General features: G+C 73.8%; 19 protein-coding genes, 1 pseudogene and 1 riboswitch. Of the genes and pseudogenes, 8 read left to right on the top strand and 12 right to left on the bottom strand.

Features of this window, described 5'->3' with window-relative positions; genetic code table 11:
* Positions 1–135 precede the first annotated feature (135 nt).
* Complete coding sequence (locus PUR56_RS37090; RefSeq protein ID WP_329882967.1) at positions 136–633, top strand: ATP-binding protein; 498 nt, start codon at positions 136–138, stop codon at positions 631–633.
* A gap of 356 nt (positions 634–989) precedes the next feature.
* Here the strand turns inward: PUR56_RS37090 and PUR56_RS37085 are convergent, their stop codons facing one another.
* From PUR56_RS37085 to PUR56_RS37075, 3 genes are all read right to left on the bottom strand, one after another.
* Entirely contained in the window at positions 990–1,472 is a 483-nt protein-coding gene (locus PUR56_RS37085; protein ID WP_329882966.1) for a hypothetical protein, read from the bottom strand.
* Positions 1,472–1,888, bottom strand: a complete 417-nt coding sequence (locus tag PUR56_RS37080) for a helix-turn-helix domain-containing protein (RefSeq protein WP_329882965.1) — start codon at positions 1,886–1,888, stop codon at positions 1,472–1,474. The genes PUR56_RS37085 and PUR56_RS37080 overlap by 1 nt, the downstream gene beginning before the upstream one ends.
* A 62-nt stretch (positions 1,889–1,950) precedes the next feature.
* Entirely contained in the window at positions 1,951–2,313 is a 363-nt protein-coding gene (locus PUR56_RS37075; RefSeq protein ID WP_329882964.1) for a type II toxin-antitoxin system RelE/ParE family toxin, read from the bottom strand.
* 336 nt (positions 2,314–2,649) lie between these two features.
* On the opposite strand from PUR56_RS37075, the gene PUR56_RS37070 reads away from it, so the two are divergent.
* Complete coding sequence (locus tag PUR56_RS37070; RefSeq protein WP_329952193.1) at positions 2,650–3,222, top strand: dihydrofolate reductase family protein; 573 nt, start codon at positions 2,650–2,652, stop codon at positions 3,220–3,222.
* A gap of 43 nt (positions 3,223–3,265) precedes the next feature.
* On the opposite strand, the gene PUR56_RS37065 is transcribed toward PUR56_RS37070, so the two are convergent.
* The 3 genes from PUR56_RS37065 to PUR56_RS37055 form a co-directional block, all read right to left on the bottom strand.
* Positions 3,266–4,645, bottom strand: a complete 1,380-nt coding sequence (locus tag PUR56_RS37065; RefSeq protein ID WP_329952192.1) for a pyridoxal-phosphate dependent enzyme — start codon at positions 4,643–4,645, stop codon at positions 3,266–3,268.
* 170 nt (positions 4,646–4,815) lie between these two features.
* Entirely contained in the window at positions 4,816–5,391 is a 576-nt protein-coding gene (locus PUR56_RS37060) for a DUF4240 domain-containing protein (protein WP_329952191.1), read from the bottom strand.
* 159 nt (positions 5,392–5,550) lie between these two features.
* Positions 5,551–6,978, bottom strand: coding sequence for a helix-turn-helix domain-containing protein (locus tag PUR56_RS37055; protein WP_329952190.1), 1,428 nt, complete (start codon positions 6,976–6,978; stop codon positions 5,551–5,553).
* Between the two features lie 213 nt (positions 6,979–7,191).
* Between PUR56_RS37055 and PUR56_RS37050 the strand changes: the two genes are divergently transcribed.
* Both PUR56_RS37050 and PUR56_RS37045 read left to right on the top strand, forming a co-directional pair.
* Entirely contained in the window at positions 7,192–7,992 is an 801-nt protein-coding gene (locus PUR56_RS37050; RefSeq protein ID WP_329952189.1) for a hypothetical protein, read from the top strand.
* A 98-nt stretch (positions 7,993–8,090) separates the two neighbouring features.
* Complete coding sequence (locus PUR56_RS37045) at positions 8,091–8,903, top strand: S1 family peptidase (protein WP_329952188.1); 813 nt, start codon at positions 8,091–8,093, stop codon at positions 8,901–8,903.
* A 108-nt stretch (positions 8,904–9,011) separates the two neighbouring features.
* Here the strand turns inward: PUR56_RS37045 and PUR56_RS37040 are convergent, their stop codons facing one another.
* Positions 9,012–9,755: a TetR/AcrR family transcriptional regulator gene (locus PUR56_RS37040; protein ID WP_329952187.1), complete on the bottom strand. Its 744-nt coding sequence runs from the start codon at positions 9,753–9,755 to the stop codon at positions 9,012–9,014.
* Between the two features lie 167 nt (positions 9,756–9,922).
* Between PUR56_RS37040 and PUR56_RS37035 the strand changes: the two genes are divergently transcribed.
* Together PUR56_RS37035 and PUR56_RS37030 are read left to right on the top strand one after the other, a co-directional pair.
* Positions 9,923–10,531 carry an NADPH-dependent FMN reductase gene (locus PUR56_RS37035; protein ID WP_329882956.1) on the top strand — a complete coding sequence of 203 codons (609 nt, stop codon included), beginning with the start codon at positions 9,923–9,925 and terminating at the stop codon, positions 10,529–10,531.
* A 47-nt stretch (positions 10,532–10,578) separates the two neighbouring features.
* Positions 10,579–12,093 (top strand): MDR family MFS transporter, encoded by a 1,515-nt coding sequence (locus tag PUR56_RS37030; protein ID WP_329952186.1) that lies wholly within the window; start codon positions 10,579–10,581, stop codon positions 12,091–12,093.
* Positions 12,094–12,179: 86 nt separating this feature from the next.
* Here the strand turns inward: PUR56_RS37030 and PUR56_RS37025 are convergent.
* The 5 genes and pseudogenes from PUR56_RS37025 to gcvT form a co-directional block, all read right to left on the bottom strand.
* A pseudogene (locus PUR56_RS37025) lies at positions 12,180–13,084 on the bottom strand (transposase).
* A 177-nt stretch (positions 13,085–13,261) separates the two neighbouring features.
* Entirely contained in the window at positions 13,262–14,629 is a 1,368-nt protein-coding gene (locus PUR56_RS37020; RefSeq protein ID WP_329882954.1) for an L-serine ammonia-lyase, read from the bottom strand.
* Positions 14,630–14,775: 146 nt separating this feature from the next.
* On the bottom strand, positions 14,776–16,044 hold the full coding sequence (glyA, locus tag PUR56_RS37015; RefSeq protein WP_329882953.1) for a serine hydroxymethyltransferase: 1,269 nt from the start codon (positions 16,042–16,044) through the stop codon (positions 14,776–14,778).
* 133 nt (positions 16,045–16,177) lie between these two features.
* On the bottom strand, positions 16,178–16,558 hold the full coding sequence (gene gcvH / locus PUR56_RS37010) for a glycine cleavage system protein GcvH (protein WP_329882952.1): 381 nt from the start codon (positions 16,556–16,558) through the stop codon (positions 16,178–16,180).
* A gap of 76 nt (positions 16,559–16,634) precedes the next feature.
* Entirely contained in the window at positions 16,635–17,753 is a 1,119-nt protein-coding gene (gene gcvT / locus PUR56_RS37005) for a glycine cleavage system aminomethyltransferase GcvT (RefSeq protein ID WP_329952185.1), read from the bottom strand.
* Between the two features lie 213 nt (positions 17,754–17,966).
* Positions 17,967–18,072, bottom strand: a riboswitch (glycine riboswitch).
* 209 nt (positions 18,073–18,281) lie between these two features.
* On the opposite strand from gcvT, the gene PUR56_RS37000 reads away from it, so the two are divergent.
* Together PUR56_RS37000 and PUR56_RS36995 are read left to right on the top strand one after the other, a co-directional pair.
* Entirely contained in the window at positions 18,282–19,076 is a 795-nt protein-coding gene (locus PUR56_RS37000) for an enhanced serine sensitivity protein SseB (protein ID WP_329952184.1), read from the top strand.
* 151 nt (positions 19,077–19,227) lie between these two features.
* Positions 19,228–20,160, top strand: coding sequence for an enhanced serine sensitivity protein SseB C-terminal domain-containing protein (locus PUR56_RS36995; protein WP_329882949.1), 933 nt, complete (start codon positions 19,228–19,230; stop codon positions 20,158–20,160).
* Positions 20,161–20,195 lie beyond the last annotated feature (35 nt).

The following is a 20,195-nucleotide window of genomic DNA, read 5'->3' as shown; positions in this document are numbered from 1 at the left end:
GGGTTGCTCGCGGCATATGCCCGGCGGGTAGTGATCGTTTGGTCATTGTCCGTACGCGGCCGCTTGCGTTCCGCAATGATGGACCGCATGGCGGGTTGGGGCGAAACAGATCAGTCATCACTTCTCGCGTCCAGCTTGATTGCTGACGCGTCGTGGGCGTGCTTCCAGGACGCGCTGGCGGCCCTGGAGCGGCTCAGCTCGGAGGAGCTGGAGCGGATGTACGTCGGCAGGCTGTGCGACCAGTCGGCGTCCGGTGAGGTGCGGTTGCCTTCCCGGCCGGAGTCCGGCCCGGTGGCGCGCCGGCTGGTGCTCTCGGTGCTGGAGACCTGGGAGCTGCACCAGCAGCTGGAGGTCGGCGAGTTACTGACCAGCGAGCTGGTGGCCAACGCGGTGCGGCATGCCGCCGGGCGCACCATCGGACTCCAGGTGTCGCGGAAACCCGGCTGGCTCCGGGTCGAGGTGCGGGACTCGTCGCGGGCGTTGCCGTGCATGATCCTGGCCGAGCCGCTGCCGATCAACGAGCGCGGGCGCGGACTCAAGGTGGTCGACGACCTGGCGGACCGCTGGGGTGCCGACCTGATGCCGCGCGGCAAGGGCGTCTGGTTCGAGCTGAAGGTGCGCGAGCGGCACTGAGGGCCGGGGTTCGAACGGACCGGGGGCTCGAACGGCCCCTGCGGCTCGAACGGGCCCGGGAAACACGCAGGGCCCCCGATTCACCGTGGTCCGGTGGCTGGGGGCCCGTGCAGGTCATCGCGCCGGCCAAGGGGGTGCGTGCCGCGCGATGGGCGACGGCTGCGCCAGGTCGGGCCAGCCGTGGTCTCGGTGTGCCCGCGGCGAGTTGTCGTCGCCCGCCGTCGGACATGTCGACTATCGCACGGATCTCAGCATGTGGGCAAACCGAGTGGCTTCGATTGCAAGGTTTGTAACTTAGTTCACCTTGGGAATTTGCATAGGTTCACGCTGGCGCCTGAGATTATTCACGATCGGAGCTATTCACGGCCGGAGTGACCCGTGTGTGCGGCGTGTGCGGGATGTGCCGACGGCCACGTGCTGCGCACCGAGAGCAACGGGGTGTCGATTCCCAGCTTGGCGGCCGTGCTGTGCACCGACTCCCGGAGGTACGGGTAGAGCACCGTCACGCCGATCTGGTCGACGAACCACTGCTGCGCCTCGGCCCCCAGCTCGAACGGCCCGCCGAGCGAGAACGCCGCCACCGCGTCGACGACGAAGTCCGCCTGGGCGGCGGCCAGCTCCAGCCGGCAGCGCACCTCCAGGGTGGCGCCGTCGTCGCCCTGCCGGAGCCAGACCGACAGCGCGGTGCGCAGCTCCTCCTCCGGCCGGGGCTCCGGCCGGTCGAACAGCCGCCTCCCGCCCACCTCCAGGAAGACGACGTCGTCCAGCTGGGCGGCCTCGGCGAGCTCCTGGAAGCTCCCGAACCGCCGGACCGGGCGGCGGGCGGCGGGCGGCGTCATCAGACGGTCACCGACCGGGCGTCGCCGTCCGTCCAGACCGTCGTCCGGGGCCGTCGAGCGCCCTCGCGGGTCGCCACCCGGACCTGCACCCGCACCTCGACGGGCGCGGGCGTCCAGACCGGCGTCAGGTCGGCGGAGGTGTGGTCGACCAGCGTGTGGAGCCGGGCGCCGACGGCCCGGGCGTAGCGCTGGAGCGTCGAGTAGCGGGCGTCGCCGCCGGCGCGCTCGAACTCGGAGACCGTCGACTGGGAGGTGCCCATCAGCTCCGCCACGTCGCGCTGGGTCAGCCCGCACTTCCGGCGGGCCACCACCAGGGTCTCGATCAGCTCGGCGTAGGCCGTCGCGTCGTCCAGCGCGGCTGCGGTGCGGGGATCGTCCGGGTCGATGCCGAGAAGATCATGCAGTGTCGATGCCATGGCCGCCTCCCCTCCGAGTGCTCCCACAGTATCGCCCAAAACCGATACCGAGAACCGGGAACTCATCCGTTCGGTGACCTCCGCCGCCACTCCCGGAGTCGTTTCGAGGCGGTGCCGCGCTCGTTCGACGGGGTCTTCTGGGACTTCTTCTGGAAGAACGACAGGGCGAGCAGGACGAGGCCCCCCGACTCCTCCGCGTAGAGCAGGCGGAAGGTGCGGTGGTCGCCGGTGAGGCGCACCTCCAGCAGGTCGTCGCCCAGGTCCTTGACGTCGCCCGGCAGCGTCTGCCGCTCCTTGACGCGGTTCAGCAGGACGAACAGCCGGGCGCGCTCGTGCGGGGCGAGATCGGCCTTCTGCAGTTCCTTCTGCACCGGCGCCGATCCGTCGACGCCTTGGTAGAACGCCCAGTCCCGTGCCGTCGACACCCCGCCCCACCCCCTCCGTCCGCCCTTCCGGGCAGTCTAGGCGGCGGGCCGATCAACGTCTGTGCGCCGGTTCCCGGTTGAGGGCGGCCCGGACGCGCCCGGGCGCGTCCGGGCGCGTCCGGCACGCCGGTACGGGCGGACCGCCCTGCGCCGGTCCGCGAATCCGGCGAAGACTCCCGGCGAAGGCTCCCGGCGAAGAAACACCGTGCGGACCGATGACTTCGTCCCTGATCGGCAGTCATAGATCATGACCGGTAAGCCGACGGCCGCCGACGCCGTCGGGGCGCACCGGTCGGACATGCCGGGAAGCGGACACGAGTCACCGAGGACCTTCAGATGCGAACCCTGATCAGCACCGCCTTCATCTCGCTCGACGGCGTCGTCGAGGCTCCGGGCGGCGAGCCCGGATACCGGAACTCCGGCTGGACCTTCAAGGACGTCGAGTTCCTCCCCGACGCCTTCGAGATCAAGGGCCGGGAGCAGCAGGAGGCCGCCGCGATGCTGCTGGGCCGGACCAGCTACGAGGCGTTCAGCGCGGTGTGGCCGGACATGGCGGACTTCGCCGAGTACAAGGTGATGCCGAAGTACGTCGTCTCGACCACGCTCACCGAGGACGGCCTGGTCACCGGCTGGGGCGAGACCACGATCCTGCGTTCGGTCGACGACGTGGCCGCGCTCAAGGAGACCGAGGGTGGACCGATCATCATCCACGGCAGTGCCTCCCTGACCCGGAGCCTCTCCGACGCCGGTCTGATCGACCGCTACCACCTGCTGGTCTTCCCGCTCCTGCTCGGCGCCGGGAAGCGGCTGTTCAGCGCCACCGACAAGGACGTCCAGAAGCTGAAGCTGGTCGAGCACGAGGTCTACGCCAACGGCCTGCAGAAGAACGTGTTCGACGTCGTCCGCTGACCGGGGACCCGGCCACGACCGGGCGGTCCGCGCCGGGCCCGTCCTATCCGCTGCCGAGGGCCGACCTCGGCAGCACCCCGGCCGCCCGGCCGTCCACCAGGACCAGCACGCCCGGATGCGCCTCCCCCAGCGCCGCGCGGGCCTCGGCCGCCGACTGCCCGACGCCCACCGTCGGCAGCGCCGGCCCGATCAGTGCGCCCAAGGGGGCGTCCGGCTTGGCGGTGCCGTCCGCGAGCGCCGCCGCCAGCACCTCCCGGGACACCGAGCCGACCACCTCCATCACGCTCACCCCGTACGGGCGCGTCGCCCGCGCCAGGACGGCCGGGGCCACGCCGTCCGGCACCGCGCGCAGCGCCCGCGCCGCCTCGCCGACCGTCGCCGCGGCGTCGACCGTGACCAGCGGCCCGGCACCGGCCAGGAGCGGCCGCAGGCCGTCCGGCTCCTCCAGGAAGCCCCACTCCCGCATCCACGCGTCGCTGTGCACCTTGGACAGGTACGAGCGGCCCGAGTCCGGCAGCAGCACCACGACCAGGTCGTCCGGGCCCAGCCGCCGCGCCACCCGCAGGGCCGCCGCCACCGCCGTGCCGGACGACGGCCCGGCCAGGATGCCCTCCTCGCGGGCGAGTCTGCGCACCGTCAGCAGCGACTCGCGGTCCGGGACGCGTTCGAAGGAGTCCGCGACGTCCGGCCGGTAGGCCTCCGGCCAGCGGTCCTCGGCGGTGGCGGGGTGGACGAAGTGGCCGATGCTCTCGACGAAGTACGGGCTGCCGTCCCCGCCTCCGTAGACCGAGGACTCGGGGTCGGCGCCGACGACGGTCACCGCGCCGCCCGAGACCTCCTTGAGGTACTCCCCGGTACCGGTGATGGTGCCGCCGGTGCCGACCCCCGCGACGAAGTGGGTCACCCGGCCGCCGGTCTGCTCCCAGACCTCCGGCCCGGTGGTCCGCACATGGGCGCCGGGATTCGCCGGGTTGTCGTACTGGTTGGCGAACCAGGCTCCGGGAATCTCCTCGGCGAGCCGCCGGACGACGTTGAACAGGTGCGCCGGGTCCTCCAGCGGCAGGACGGTCGGCGCGAGCACCACCTCCGCGCCGTACGCCCGCAGGATGTCCGACTTCTCCGGCGCGGCCTTGTCGGCCACCCCCACGATCACCCGGTACCCGCGCTGTTGCCCGATGAGCGCCAGGCCGATGCCGGTGTTGCCGGAGGTCGCCTCGACGATCGTCCCGCCGGGCTTCAGCAGGCCCTCCCGCTCGGCGGCCAGCACCATGGACAGCGCGGCGCGGTCCTTGACGCTGCCGCCGATGCCGAGGAACTCGACCTTCGCGTAGACCGGCGCGGCGAGTCCGGCGCCGAGTCGGGCGAGACGGATCAGCGGTGTCCCGCCGATCGCGTCGAGTACGGATTCGTGCACTGCGGCCATCGCCGGCTCCTCAGCTCGTTCTGCGACCGTCGTCGACCCGACGTCCGACCGAGCCTGCCCAGCCCCGCGCACCGTTAGGCCGCTTCCCGGCGATCGTTCGATCGCCGCAGGGAACGGCCGGTGGGCGGGCGGACGGCGGACGGCGGACGGCGGCGGTCCGAGGGCGGACCCTAGGCCAGGAACAGTGCGGCCAGGCCGGGGAGCCTGCGGCCGACCTCGTCCTCGTCGTCGAAGTCGAACCCCTCGCCCATGTCGGGTGCGGTGCGCCCGGAGGGCGGTCCGCCGGCGGTCAGCGCGTCCCGGTCCTCCTCGCCGGGGGTCCGCTCGAACGCGCGGTGCGCCGCGTAGTTGGCCTCCTCGTCGAAGAGCAGCTCCTCCAGCTCCTCCGGGTCGCTGCCGCGCGCCACCGGGTGCCCGGCGAGGCTGTCGGGGGAGGCGAGCACGCGCTCGTACCAGTCCCGGCCGAGCGAGATCACCCCGGCGCGGAAGTCCGTGAACGCGTCGTCGGAGCAGCCGCCGCCGATGACGTAGGCGGCGCCCCACACGTCCCACCGGTACAGCGCCCCGTGCAGCTCGCCGAACCGCCGCTCGAACGCGGCGATCTCCGGGCGGGGCCGGGAGGCGAGCAGCGCGGCGAGCCGGCCGGCGAACGGCCGCTCCGCCGAGGCCCGGGCGGCGGCGGTCTCGACGATCGCCCAGAAGTCGTCGAGCGGCATGGCGGGGAGCGGTCGTGCACCGGTGGTCATGGCGGCACTCAACCAGGGAGGTCCGACAGTCACGGACGGAGCGGAGGGGGTTGACGGAGCGGAGGCGGCTGACGGAGCAAAGAGGGTGGAGGGAACGGAGGGGGAGCGGGGACGGGGGGTGGCAGGCCGGTCCCGTCCGGCGTCCTGCTCCCGGCGGGCTCAGTCGTCGGTGGGCGTGCGGGTCCAGCCACGGGTGCCGTCGGCCCAGAAGTAGCCGGGGGCACCGCGCAGGCCGACCGTGCGGAAGGGCTTGCCGTGGTCGTTGACGGTGAGGGTGCCCTGGCGGTCGCCGCTGCTCCACACCACCTCCAGGTACCAGCTGACGTCCTGGCCGGCCGTCGAGGCGTCGACGTTCAGCACCTGCGGGTCGGTGGACGAGACCCGGAACGGGAAGTCGGAGGACTTTCCCCTCGTGTTGCCCTCCGTCGCCGGGACGGGCACGGGCCGGGGCGCGGCCGCGTCCAGGTCGACGGCGAAGGCCGCCGGGGTGAGGCCGCCGCCGCAGCCCGAGCCCATGGTGTAGGCGTTCCACCTGGGCGCCGGGCGGGTGCCGACCACCTGCACGTAGAGGGCGTGCAGGACGACGGGCTTGTCCTCGGAACCCTGCGCGGTCAGCTGCAGCCGCAGGTGCCCGCCGGGGACGGCGTGCTGGGAGGCTGCCCAGGAGTCCGTCCGCCGGCCTCCCGGCGGCGCGGGCGTCGTGCCGGGCGGCTGGGCGGACAGGAACCACTGGCCGCAGGGGCTGCCCCAGTTGTCGGTCAGCACGTTCACGTGGAAGGGCGGCGCGTCGTCCTCGGTGGGCGTCGGCGTGGGCGTGGGCGTCTGCGCGGGCGCGGGTGTGGACGGCGGGGCCGTGGTGGGCGGGGGCGTCCCCGCCGGGTCGGCCGGAGGGACGGCGGCTGCCGACGGTCCGGGGCCCGCCGCAGGGGTCCCGGACCGTCCGGACAGGACGACCACCGGGACCAGCGCGGCCACGACGGCCACGGCGGCTGCGCTCAGCAGGATCCGGGCGACGCGCCGGCGGCGTCGGGGCTCCTGTGGGGGCCCGTCCCCGGCCCTGTCGTCCCCGGCCCGCTCGTCCGGGGCCCGCTCGTCCGGGGCCCGCTCGTCCGGGGCCCGCTCGTCCGGGACCGGAGCCTTCTGACTCGGAGCCTCCTGGCTGCTCGGCGCGGAGGCCGGTCGGACCGCCGGAGGCCGCGGGCCTCCGCCGGGCCCGGGCGCGGACGGCGACTCCGGCAGAGCCGCCTGCCCGGTCTCCGGCTCGGGCTGCGGCTGCGGTTCAGGCAGCGGCTGCGGCACCGGCGCGGGCACCGGCCGGGCGGCCGGGGCTACGGGATCCCGGCGGCGGGACGCGTCCGCCAGGATCCACCGGCGGTGCAGCTCGACGAGCTCGTCGGTGCTCGCCCCGCAGAGCCGGGCCAGCCGCTCCACCGGCGCGTACTCGTTGGGTACGGCCGCGCCGTTGCAGTAGCGGTGCAGGGTGGAGGTGCTGACGTGCAGCCGGGCGGCGAGCGTGCCGTAGCTGCGCCCCGAACGGTCCTTCAGCTCCCTCAGCAGCTCCGCGAACCGCTCCGTCTCGACACTCATCCGGTGCCCCCCTTGTCCCGTGACGGCGTTCCAGGCCCCGCCGAACGCGCAGCTCACGGTACCCGTAGGCGTTCCGGCGTCCCGAATCGCCCGGAAGCTCTGGCGGCCGGGACAGGACCCGGGCGAGTCTGCGGTCCGGCGGCAGACCGACGCCCCGGCCGAGCGGATCCGCCCGACCGGTCGACGCCCTCCGGCGGAGAAGAGGACCCACCCGTGACCGTCCACCGCATCCTGATCCCGTGCACCCTGGCCGTCCTCGGCGCGGTCGCCCTCACCGGGTGCTCCGGCGGTCGACCGGCCGGCGGGACGACCGCCGCGGCGACCGCCCCGCACTCCGCGGTCACGCCGAACGCCACGGCCACGGCGGGAGCTGTGGACGCACCGGCCGCCGTCCCGGCGCCCCCGGCCGCCTCGGCCCCGCCCGCCCCTCCGGCGTCGGCCGCTGCTCCCGCCGCTTCCGCAGTGCCCGCCGTGCCCGCTGCTCCCGCCGGGGCCGGCAGTGGAGGGGCGGGCGCACAGGGCGGCGCGCCCCGTCCGTCCCCCTCCACGCCGGGCAAGACCGCACCCGCCGTGCCGCGACCCGCGCCCCCGGCGGCCCGACCCGCCACCCCCGCAGCCGTGCCCGACCGGGCACCGAGCTGCAAGCCCGGGCAGCTCGCCGTCACGGCGAAGCCCGTCTCCCGCCCGGCCGGGCGCCTGCTGCTCACCGCCCGCAACACCGGGACCGCCCCGTGCGATCTGGGCCTGGTCGGGGTCGTCACCTTCGCGGGCGGGATCAAGGCCGCCGTTCCCGGCGGCATCGGCGGCGGGCCGAATGTCCTGATGCCCGGACAGGCGGGATACGAAGCGGTCACGCTGGTCGGTGAGGGCGCCCCGGGCAGCGGCGCCACCTCGACGGCGCTCACCGTCGCGCTCGACGACGGCGCCACGGTGACCGTCCGCACCACGTCCTTCGTCCACGCCCCCTCGTCCGGCCTGTGGCGGTCGACCGAGGCCGAGGCCCTCCGGCAGTGACCGGGCGGGCGGCGACGCCGCCCCGCCGAAGCGAACCGACCCGGGCGAACCGCCCGGCGTCCCACCCCGTGAACCCGAACGAAAGAGGAGCACCCCGCATGCGCATCCCGAACCGCCGCCCGCACCGCACCGCCACCCCCCACCGCACCGACGCCCCCGCCCGCACCGGTCGGCGCCCGCTCGCCGTCCTGCTGGCCGCCGCCGGGCTCCTGGCGGTGGCCGCCACGCCCGCCGCCGCCGTCCACGGCGGGTCGGACACGACGACCAGGGCGCACCCGTTCGTGATCGCCCTGGAGACGGCCGACGGTCAGCAGTGGTGCACCGGCGCCCTGATCGCCCCGACCAAGGTCCTCACGGCCGGCCACTGCGTCACCGAGGCCGACGACCCGACCACCCTGCGGGTGATCGCGGGCCGGACCGACCTCACCGGCACCGGCGGCCAGGAGCGGAGGGTGAAGAGCTTCAAGGTCGACCCCCGCTTCACCTCCGCCCTGGCCCACGACTCGGCGGTGCTCACCCTCGACCGGCCGCTCCGGCAGCGGACGGTCCGGGTGGCGGGCAAGGGCGACGAGAAGCTCTACCGGTACGGCCGCACGGCCACCGTGTACGGCTACGGCCGCACCGGTGACGGGCAGCCGGGCACGCACCTGAAGCAGGCGGTGCTCAGGCTCGCGGCGCCGGTCGACTGCTTCCCGTACGCCGACGCGGAGACCTCGCCGCTGCTGAAGGTCTGCGGCATGCCCGGTCCCGGGACGACCGACAGCATCTGCAAGGGCGACTCCGGCGGGCCGCTCGTCGTGGACGGCGTGGTGATCGGCGTCGTCTCGACCGGCAACAAGTACTGCGACACCCAGATCCCGGTCTCGGTGTTCACCCGGGCCACCGACGTGCCCCGGTCGATCCTGAAGTAGACGGGGCCTCGGGGCCACCGGGCCCGGACGGGAGCGGGCTCGGGCCCCCCGTCCGGGCCCGGCGGACCGGCGGGCCCGGGCTCGGCGCTGAGCGGGCCGGCGTGCGGGTCAGATGCCGAGGCGGGCCGCGACGCCGTCCAGGACGCAGTCGAGGCCGGTCTCGAACTGCCAGTCGCGGTCGTCCTTGCGGGTGGCCTCGGCGAGGTAGCGGTGGTAGGCGGGGTAGCGGCCGGTGGCCATCAGCCAGGTCATCCGGGGGGCGAGGGCGGCGCGGGCCGCGTCGCCGTCCGGCCAGCCCTTCTCGTGGTGCAGGGTCTGCAGGGCGACCTCGGTGGCGACCGAGCCGCGCACGTAGTCGGTCACGGTGCGGAAGACGGCCATCGTGGTGTCGGCGTCCAGGCCGTGTTCGGCGAGGGCGGCGAAGGCGTGCTCGGGGACGGCGAGCTGGTGCGGGGTGAGGGCGAAGGTGCCGGCCCGGGAGGTCCACGGGTGGGCGAGGTTCATCGCGCGGAGGGCGAGGGCGAGGGCGCGCATGGTGGCGCGCCAGTCCGTGCCGGAGCGGTCCAGGGGGAGCTCGGCGTAGACGGAGTCGACCATCAGCTCCAGGAGTTCGTCCTTGCCGGAGACGTACCGGTAGGCGGCCATCGGGGCGACGCCCAGTGTGGTGGCGAGGCGGCGCATGGTGACGGCGTCCAGGCCCTCGCTGTCGGCGAGGGCGACCGCGGCCGCGGCGATCCGGTGCGGGGTGAGCGCGTTCCGGGGGGTGGGGGCCGGGCGGTCGAGGCGTTCCCAGAGTGAGGCGGGGGGCTGCTCCGCGGCGGCGTCCTCGGGAGGGGTCTCGGGCGGGGTCATGGGCGGCTCCTTCCGGTGGGGTCGGCCGCCGGGGGCCGGGGGCCGGGGGCCGGGGGATCCGGGTGACGGCGGCCGATGTGTACAACGTATCAGCAGTAGACGTTGTACGCGTCGATGTGTACGTTGTATCCATCAGCGATACGTTGTACACATCGAGGGGGATCCCCATGTCCGCGAGCCCGTCCACCACCGTCGAACAGCTCCGCGTCGCCGTCATCGTCGGCTCCACCCGGGGCGGACGCTTCGCGCCGGTCGTCACCGGCTGGCTGCGCGAGCACCTCGACGCCCGGGGCGATCTGGAGGTCGACGTCGTCGACCTGCTCGAAACCCCGCTGCCCGCCGAGCTGCCGGATTTCGGGGGCCAGGCCGCGCCCGGGACGGAGGAACTGCTCGCCGCCGTCTCCCCCCGGCTGGCCGCCGCCGACGCCTTCGTGATCGTCACGCCCGAGTACAACCACAGCTACCCCGCGCCGCTGAAGAACGCCCTCGACTGGCACAACCACGAGTTCCACGCCAAGCCGGTCGCGTTCGTGTCGTACGGCGGGATCTCCGGCGGCCTGCGCGCCGTCGAGGCGCTGCGCATCGTCCTGGCCGAGCTGAACGCCGTGACCATCCGCAACACCGTCAGCTTCCACGGTGCCTGGGAGCGGTTCGACACCGACGGCAAGGCCGTCGACCCGGCCGCCGACGCCGCCGCCAAGACCCTGCTCGACCAGCTGACCTGGTGGGCCCAGGCGCTGCGCGACGCCAAGCGCGTCCGGCCGTTCACCGGCTGAGGGCCGGGACGAGGAGGGGACGAGGACGAGGACGAGGGGGCGGAACCATGGAGCGGTTTCCCTGGCTGGGAGTGATCGGGCTGATGCTCGGGATCTTCCTCGGCGCGCTGGACGGCCAGATCGTCTCGACCGCGCTGCCCACGATGGTGGGCGATCTCGGCGGGCTCGACCATCTCTCCTGGGCGGTGACCGCGTACCTGCTCACCTCCGCCGCCGCCACCCCGCTCTGGGGCAAGCTCGGCGACCTGTACGGGCGGAAGGGCGCGTACCAGGGGGCGGTGGTGCTGTTCCTGGCCGGCTCGGTGCTCGTCGGGCTCGCCCGGTCGATGGAGCAGCTGATCGCCTTCCGGGCCCTCCAGGGGGTGGGCGCGGGCGGACTGATGGTCGGCGCGCTGGCGGTCGTCGGGGTGCTGGTGCCGGCCGAGGGGCGGGGGCGGGTGCAGTCGGTGATCGGTGTGCTGATGCCGGTCGCGTTCGTCGGCGGGCCCCTGCTCGGAGGGTTCCTCACCGACCACCTCAGCTGGCGCTGGGCCTTCTACGTCAACGTGCCGGTCGGGGTGTTCGCCCTCGCCGCAGTCGCGGTCGGTGTCCGGCTGCCGGACACCGACCGCCGGACCGGGGCGCGGATCGACTGGGCCGGCGTCGGCCTGCTGACCGGCGGGGTCCTGGCGCTCACCCTGGTCGGCAGCTGGGGCGGCACCGCGTACGGCTGGACCTCGCCGCAGGTGCTCGGCGCCGCCGCGGTCGCGGTGGTGGCGCTGGCCCGGTTCGTCCGGGTCGAGCGGCGGGCCGTCGAACCGCTGATCCCGCCCGCGCTGTTCCGCCACCGCGCCGTCACCGAGGCCCTGGTGCTCGGCTTCCTGCTCGGCGGGCTGATGCTCGTCCTGGTCGGCTACCTGCCCCAGTACCTGCAGTTCGTCCAGGGCGCCTCCCCGACCACCGGCGGGCTGCTGCTGGTGCCGCTGATGCTCGGGATGATCGGCGCCCAGCTCGTCACCGCCCGGCTGACGGCCCGGGGCGGCAGCGGGCGTCACCACCCGCTGCTCGGCAGCGCCGTCGCGCTGGCCGGCACCCTGCTGCTGCTCACCCTCGGCACGGACACCCCGCAGCTGCTCGCCTCGGCGCTCACCGTCGTCGCCGGGGCCGGGATCGGGCTGGTCATGCAGAGCACCCTGCTGGCCACCATGGCGGCGGTGCCGCCGCGCGACATGGGGGCCGCGATGGGCTCGGTGATGCTGTTCCGGACGATCGGCGGCTCGCTGGGCATGGCCGCCCTCGGTGCGGTCTACACCGCCCGGCTGTCGTCCTCCCTCTCCGGCGGGCCCGGCGCGGACGCCGCCGGTCCGACCGCCGACGGTCTGACTCCCGCCGCCGTGGACCACCTCCCGGCGCAGGCCGCGGAGGCCGTCCGCACCGCCGTCACCACCGGCCTGCACGGCACCCTCCTCGGGGCCGCCGCGATCGCCGCCGCCGCGGTCGTCGTCGCGGCCCTGGCCCGCCGGGCCGCCCCGGCTCCGGCGGGGGACCGGGCCCCGGAGCCGGCGCCCGCCGACCTGGGCTGAGCGCACGGCGCGGACCCGCGCGCACGACGAGGCCCGGTGGCCCGGACCGGTCAGGACGCTGTTGGCTAATTCCGCCCCGCTGGATCTCATCCAGCGGGGCGGAGTGCTGCGAAGTGGCTGGTGCGGGTGGAGGCTCGGCGCTGGCCGGTGAGGTGGGCGTCGATGCGGGCGAGGTTGATGGCGGCTCCGGTGAGTTGGTGTTGGAGGCTGGTCTTGGCCAAGCCCCGGTAGCGGGATCTGCGCAGGCCGCAGCGCCCCACGCCTTGGGAGATGGTCCCTTCGACCCCTGCGCGGACCTGGTAGCGCTCCTTCCATTCCTCGGTCTGCTGCTCGGCCCTCGCCGCGTGGAGGGCATGGTGTTCCTCGCGATGACGCAGGCGTAGTTCACGACGTGGAGCGATGGGCGAGTTGGTGCACTCACTCCGCAAGGGGCAGGGACTGCAGTCTGTCTTGGAGAACAGCACACGGAGCACCGGCAGTCCCTGCTGGGAGCGACGGGTGCTCCAGTTGACGTTGGTCTTGCCGCCAGGACACGTGACCTTCTGGTGGTCCCAGTCGATCGTGCCCGGCCGACAGTCTTGAGCAGCCCCTTCTCCCGGGACGCGACCAGGACACCGTCCAGCACACGCCGCCCGGCCTCCGCCCCGACCAGCCGGTCCCGGAACTCCGACAGCACCGAGAAGTCGAACCCGGGATCATCGAGTTCCAGCCCGAGGGCGTACTTGAAGTCAATCCTCGCCCGCACCGCCTCCGCGGCTTGCCGGTCGGTGAGCCCTTCCACGAACTGCAACACCAGCACGAGCACCAACCGGCCCGGTGACCAAGCCGGCTTCCCACGCGACGGGAACAGGTCCGCGAACTCCTCATCGCGGAACAACACTCCCAGCTCGTCCCTGACCCGGATCGCCAGACTCCCTTTCGGGAACGCGGCCCGCGCCACCCGTACTGTCTCCGCCGGGATCTCCCCAGGCCCCTTTGGACGCATCGACATCGACACCCTCCCCATACGACAACGTCGGTTCCCAAGACCACAACCAGGTCTTGGGAACCGACGTCACGGCGAGGCCCGAATTGGCCAACAGCGTCCGGTCAGCGGTCAGGTCCGGGCCACCGGGCCTCGTGGAGCGTCCGGGACCTCAGGGCCGGCGGGGGCCGGCGCCGGCGGCCGTCAGCACTCGATGACGTTGACGGCGAGGCCGCCGCGCGAGGTCTCCTTGTACTTGATCTTCATGTCGGCCCCGGTCTCCTTCATGGTCTTGATCGCCTTGTCGAGGGAGACGTGGTGGCGGCCGTCGCCGCGCAGTGCCATCCGGGCGGCGGTGACGGCCTTGACCGACGCCATGCCGTTGCGCTCGATGCAGGGGATCTGGACCAGGCCGCCGACCGGGTCGCAGGTGAGCCCGAGGTTGTGCTCGATGCCGATCTCGGCGGCGTTCTCGACCTGCTCGGGGGAGCCGCCGAGGACCTCGGCGAGGCCGCCCGCGGCCATCGAGCAGGCGGAGCCGACCTCGCCCTGGCAGCCGACCTCGGCGCCGGAGATGGAGGCGTTCTCCTTGAAGAGCATGCCGATGGCGCCGGCCGCGAGCAGGAAGCGGACGATGCCGTCCTCGTCGGCGCCCGGGATGAAGTTCAGGTAGTAGTGCAGGACGGCGGGGATGATGCCGGCCGCACCGTTGGTGGGGGCGGTGACGACGCGGCGGCCGGAGGCGTTCTCCTCGTTGACCGCCATCGCGTACAGCGTCACCCACTCCATCGCGTTGGCCGGGCCGATGCCCTCGGCGCGCAGCGCGCGGGCCCCGGAGGCGGCCCGCCGGCGGACCTTGAGGCCGCCGGGGAGTATCCCCTCGCGGGACATGCCGGCCCGGACGGACTCCTGCATGACGCGCCAGATCTCCAGCAGCCCGGAGCGGATCTCCTCCTCGGTCCGCCAGGCCTTCTCGTTCTCCAGCATCAGGCCGGAGATGGACAGGCCGGTCTCCCGGCTGAGCCGGAGCAGCTCGTCGCCGGTGCGGAAGGGGTACTTCAGCGCGGTGTCGTCGGGCTTGACCCGCTCCGCGCCGATCGCGTCCTCGTCGACGACGAAGCCGCCGCCGACCGAGTAGTAGGTCTTCTCCAGCAGGGTGGAACCGTCCGCGCGGAAGGCCCAGACGGTCATGCCGTTGGCGTGGTAGGGCAGCGAGCGGCGGCGGTGCAGGACCAGCTGGCTGTCGGGGTCGAAGTCGATGGCGTGGGTGCCGAGCAGGTTGAGCCGCTTCTCGGCCTTGATCCGCTCGACGTCCCGGTCCGCCTGGTCGACGTCGACGGTGCGGGGGGAGTTGTTCTCCAGGCCGAGCAGGACGGCCTTCGGGGTGCCGTGGCCGTGACCGGTCGCGCCGAGCGACCCGTACAGCTCGGCGCGGACGGCCGCCACCTCGGTCAGCAGGCCCTCCGACTTCAGGCGGCGGGCGAACATCCGGGCGGCGCGCATCGGGCCGACGGTGTGGGAGCTGGACGGGCCGATGCCGATGGAGAAGAGGTCGAAGACGCTGATGGCCACGGAGGGACGTCCTTGTCTGGTCTCGTGGGATGAGCAGGCGGGCGGGTGCTGACACGGGACGGGGCACCGCGCGCACTCTCCAGTGTGCGCGGTGCCCCGGAATCCCTGGTGGACCGGCGGGGTGAGGCCGGTCACCTGCACCCGAACTACAGGTTCGGGTAGAGCGGGTACTTGTCGGCCAGCGCGGTGACGCGGGCCTTCAGCGAGGCGGCGACGGTCTCGTCGTAGGCCGGCTTCAGGGCCTCGGCGATGATGTCGGCGACCTCGCGGAAGTCCTCGGCCTGGAAGCCGCGGGTGGCGAGAGCCGGGGTGCCGATCCGCAGGCCGGAGGTCACCATCGGCGGGCGCGGGTCGTTCGGGACGGCGTTGCGGTTGACGGTGATGCCGACCTCGTGCAGACGGTCCTCGGCCTGCTGGCCGTCGAGCTGGCTGTTGCGCAGGTCGACCAGGACGAGGTGGACCTCGGTGCCGCCGGAGAGCACGGACGCACCGGCCTCGGCGACGTCGTCCCGGAGCAGGCGCTCGGCGAGGATCCTGGCGCCGTCGAGGGTGCGCTGCTGGCGCTCCTTGAACTCCTCCGAGGCGGCGACCTTGAAGGCGACGGCCTTGCCGGCGATGACGTGCTCCAGCGGGCCGCCCTGCTGGCCGGGGAAGACCGCGGAGTTGATCTTCTTGGCCCACTCGGCCTTGGAGAGGATGACGCCGCCGCGCGGGCCGCCCAGGGTCTTGTGGGTGGTGGTGGTGACCACGTCCGCGTACGGCACCGGGTTGGGGTGCAGACCGGCGGCGACCAGGCCGGCGAAGTGCGCCATGTCGACCATGAGCAGCGCGCCGACCTCGTCGGCGACCCGGCGGAACGCGGCGAAGTCGAGCTGGCGCGGGTAGGCGGACCAGCCGGCGATGATCAGCTTCGGCTGGTGCTCCTTGGCGAGGCGCTCGACCTCGGCCATGTCGACCCGGCCGGTCTTGTCGTCGACGTGGTAGGCGGCCACGTTGTAGAGCTTGCCGGAGAAGTTGATCTTCATGCCGTGGGTCAGGTGACCGCCGTGGGCCAGGGACAGGCCCAGGATGGTGTCGCCCGGCTGGATCAGCGCGAACATCGCGGCGGCGTTGGCCTGCGCGCCGGAGTGCGGCTGGACGTTGGCGTGCTCGGCGCCGAACAGGGCCTTGATCCGGTCGATCGCGATCTGCTCGACCACGTCGACGTGCTCGCAGCCACCGTAGTAGCGGCGGCCGGGGTAGCCCTCGGCGTACTTGTTGGTCAGGACCGAACCCTGGGCCTCCATGACCGCCACCGGGGCGAAGTTCTCGGAGGCGATCATCTCCAGGGTGGTCTGCTGGCGGTGCAGCTCGGCGTCGACCGCGGCGGCGATCTCCGGGTCGAGGGCGTGCAGGGACTGGTTCAGAACCGTCATGGTGGGGTCTTCCCGGGAGGAGAGAAGGAGAGCCGCGCGCGGCGCCCCCGCGGGGGCGGCGACGGGCGACGGGAGGGCGAAGCCGGTGGGCGCGGGGCGGGCCGCCGCGCTGCGGCCCGCCCCGACGGGTGGCTCAGGCCGAGGGGTTGGTGAGCGCGGTGTACTCGTCCGCGCTCAGCAGCTCGTCGGTGGACTCGACGCGCACCTTGAACAGCCAGCCGCCGTCGAAGGGCTCGCCGTTCACCAGGGCGTTGTCGTCCAGGACGGCCTGGTTGACCTCGGTGATCTCGCCGGTCACCGGCGAGTAGAGGTCGCTCACCGACTTGGTGGACTCCAGCTCACCGCAGGTCTCACCGGCGGTCACGGTGTCGCCGACCTCGGGCAGCTGCACGTAGACGATGTCACCGAGGGCGTCGGCCGCGTGCTTGGTGATGCCGACCGTGGAGACGCCGTCCTCGGCGACGGTCAGCCACTCGTGCTCCTTGGTGTACTGCAGGTGCTGGGGGTTGCTCATGACGTCATTCTCCAGGATGGGAAGCGGGTACGACGAAGCGGCCCGGTGGGCGGGCATGCCTCGGGAAGGGAAGGGGTCAGCGGGCGCGCTTGTAGAACGGCAGCGCCACGACCTGGACGGGCTCGTGCTTGCCGCGCACGTCCACCGCGACGGTGGTGCCGGGGGCGGCGTGCGCCGCGTCCACGTAGGCGATCGCGATCGGCTTGCCCAGGGTGGGGGAGGGGGCGCCGGAGGTGATCCGGCCGATCGGCTCGCCGTCGGCGGAGACCACGCTGTACTCGGCGCGCGGGACGCGCTTGCCCTCGGAGACCAGGCCGACCAGCACCCGCGGCGGGTTGGCCTCGGCCGCGGCGGCGGCCTTCTCCAGCGCCTTGCGGCCGATGAACGCGCCCTCGTTGGTGGTCTTGTCGAAGCGGACGACCCGGCCCAGGCCGGCGTCGAACGGGGTCAGCTCGGTGGACAGCTCGTGGCCGTACAGCGGCATGCCGGCCTCCAGGCGCAGCGTGTCGCGGCAGGAGAGACCGCACGGGACCAGGCCGCGGTCGGCGCCGGCCGCGGTCAGCGACTGCCAGATCTGCTCGGCGTCGCCGGGGTGGCAGAAGATCTCGAAGCCGTCCTCACCGGTGTAGCCCGTGCGGGCGAGCAGCACGTCGCGGCCGGCCACCTGGGCCGGGAGGATCGCGTAGTACTTCAGGCCGGGCAGGTCGGCGTCGGTGGTGTCGGCCAGGATGCCGGTGGCCTCCGGGCCCTGCACGGCGATCAGCGCGTAGGTGTCGCGGTCGTCGGTGACGACGGCGTCGAAGCCCTTGGCGCGGGCGATCAGCTCGTCCAGCACCAGCTGGGCGTTGGAGGCGTTGGCGACGACCAGGAACGCGTCCTCGCGCAGGCGGTAGACGATCAGGTCGTCCAGGATGCCGCCGTCCTCGGCACAGATCATGGTGTAGCGGGCGCGCAGCACGCCGAGCGCGGAGACGAAGCCGACCAGCGCGTGGTCCAGCATCTCGCCGGCCTGCGGGCCGGTGACGGTGATCTCGCCCATGTGGGAGAGGTCGAAGAGGCCGGCCCTGGTGCGGACGGCGAGGTGCTCCTCGCGCTCGCTCCCGTAGCGCAGCGGCATGTCCCAGCCGGCGAAGTCGGTCATGGTCGCGCCGAGGGCGCGGTGCAGCGCGTCGAGCGCGGTCAGGCGGAGGGACATGGCCAGGAACTCCTCGGTCGGGGCACTCAGGGGTGCACGCGCCGGAGCCGGCCCTGCTCGGGACCGACCCTGCGCGCGGGCATGCGGCGGCTGGGCCTCCCCATCTGTCGTCGAACCTGAGAGCTTCACCGCGCGCTGTCCTACGGGAACAGCATGGCGGCTTGCACCGTGGGTGGGCGTACGGCAGGGCCGTGCGCCGCTTTCCAGATGTGCCTAACCCGTGCGGTAGGGGTGCCTGAGAGATTCCGGGGAGGACTTGCTCCTTCGGCGCCGGCTGTGCCACCAGACGGGGCACTCCGGACTCTCCCGCGCGGGTTCGAGCGGCCGGTATGGAGTTAGGGGCCTCGGTGGGAATACACCCGAGACGCGGACATCATGGCACGTCCGCCCGGATGAGGGGAGAGGGGGAGGGGCCGGGCCGGGGGATCCGGCCACCGGGGAGCCCGGCGCCGGGGCGCTCCGGAGCAGGGCCGGGGCGGTGCCCGCTAGGCTGCGGGCGTCGGCGAGCGGAGGGCGGTACAGCGGCGCATGGGGAACCCGGTGGAGCAGCAGCAGGGGTGGGGCGGCCAGGAGCCGGTGCCGCCGGGCGGCGGATGGCCGGCCAACGAGCTGGAGCAGGTGCTCACCGCCGCGCTCGGTGATCCGGGGGCGACCCCCCGGGTGATCGAGGTGCTGGCCCGCAGCCAGGTGTGGATCCCGCTGCCGGCCGGCGGCGACCCGCAGGGGCAGTCGCTGGACCTCCCGGTCGTCGAGCTGGCCGGCGACCCGTACGTGCCGGTGTTCTCCTCGCAGGAGGTGTTCGTCCAGCAGGCGCCGGGGATGGCCTTCGCGGTCGCGCCGATGTGGGAGTTCGCCCGGGGCCTGCCGCTGGGCGTGGGGGTCGCGGTCAACCCGGAGGCGGCGGTGGGCATCCCGGTGCCGCCGGAGGGCGTGGCCGAACTGCGCCGCGGGCCGCGCGAGGACCGCTGGGAGGCCGGGGACGCGCCGTCCGGCGGCCGGGTGGCGCTGCGCGAGCCGGTGCCGGGCGAGGACCCGGAGCCGTTCCTGGCCGCCTGCCGGAACGAGCTGTTCGCCCTGCCGGGGGTGTTGACCGCACGGCGGGCACTGGCCAGTGTGGAGGGCGAGCCCACCGTGATGTTCGTGGGCGTCCAGCTCGATCCGTCGGCCCCGGCCGACCCGGGGGCGGTCAACGAGGCGCTGGGGCGCGCGCTGGGAACCGCGCCGCTGCCCGGCGGCGTCCACCTCGTACTGCTCGACCTCGCGGACGACCCGGTGGTCGACTGGATGCTGAACCGGGTCGCCCCTTTCTACGTACGGGGTTGATCCGGCCCCCGGCCGCGGTCGGGCGGGGGAGCGGTGCGCACCCTGGCACGTCGGCGTGGCGGTGGTCGGCGGCGCCCCATAGGGTGCGTCCTGGCGGCCGCGGGGCCGCCGGTGGCAGACGAGGAACGAAGAGGCGCAGCGAGGTGGGCGCATGAGTGCGGGAGCGGTAGCGGGCGGTGCACCGGGGCCCTGGGGCCAGGCACCCACCGGACGTCCGGATCAGGGCGCGCTGGAGCGCGCCCTGCGCGAGGTGGCGCCGGAGCGCTACGAGGCGTACGAGACGCTGCTGCACGCGCTGGCCGAGGGGCAGGTCTGGATGCTCCTCTGGCACGGTACGCCGGGCAGCGCGGACGCCCAGTACGGGAACATGGAGATCAGCGGCCACGGCTACGCGCCGGCCGTGACCTCGCCCGAGCAGTTGACGGCGTCCGGCTGGGCCCGGGCGCACGAGGTGATCTCCGGCCGGGAGATCGCCGCCTCGCTGTTCCGGACCCGCTGGGGGCTCTGGCTGAACCCGCACGCGCCGGGTGGCGGTGTCGGGGTGCCCTGGGCGGACCTGCGCCGGGTCGCGGCGGGGCTGGACCGGCTGCCGGCCGGTCCGTTGAAGCTGAGCGAGCCGCAGGTGCCGGCGCAGCAGTTCTTCGCGCTGCTGGAGCGCCAGGCGGTCGAGGTGCGGGCGGTGCGGGCGCTGCGCCGGGCCTGGGTGCGCCCCACGGTGGGCGAGCCGTACCTGGCCATCGGCCTTGAGCTGTACGAGAGTTCGCCGCCCACGGTGGAGGCCGTGCGGGCGCTGATGCAGCGGGCGATCGCGGTCGCGCCGGAGGGCCTGGCCGTCTCGACGGTGGCGATGGCGGACGAGTTCGACCCGGTGGCGCTCTGGATGCGGGCCAACGCGCGCCCGTTCTACGACCGGGAGGCGGCCGGGACGGGCCGCCCGCAGGGGCCTTACCCGCCGGTGCCACCGCCGCCCTACGCCTCGCAGCAGGGGCCCGGCTACGGCTACGGCACGCACCCGCCCGCGCCGGGCTGGCCGGGGCAGCAGCCGCCGCCCCAGCAGCCGTGGCCCGGCTACCCCGGGCGCTGAGCCGCCAAACGCAATAGCAACGTTCCTTTTCCGGA

This window comes from Streptomyces sp. BE303 (assembly GCF_036290945.1).
Classification (GTDB): domain Bacteria; phylum Actinomycetota; class Actinomycetes; order Streptomycetales; family Streptomycetaceae; genus Kitasatospora.
The sequence above is the reverse complement of the archived record's forward strand: the minus strand, read 5'-3'. Positions and strand labels throughout refer to the sequence as shown.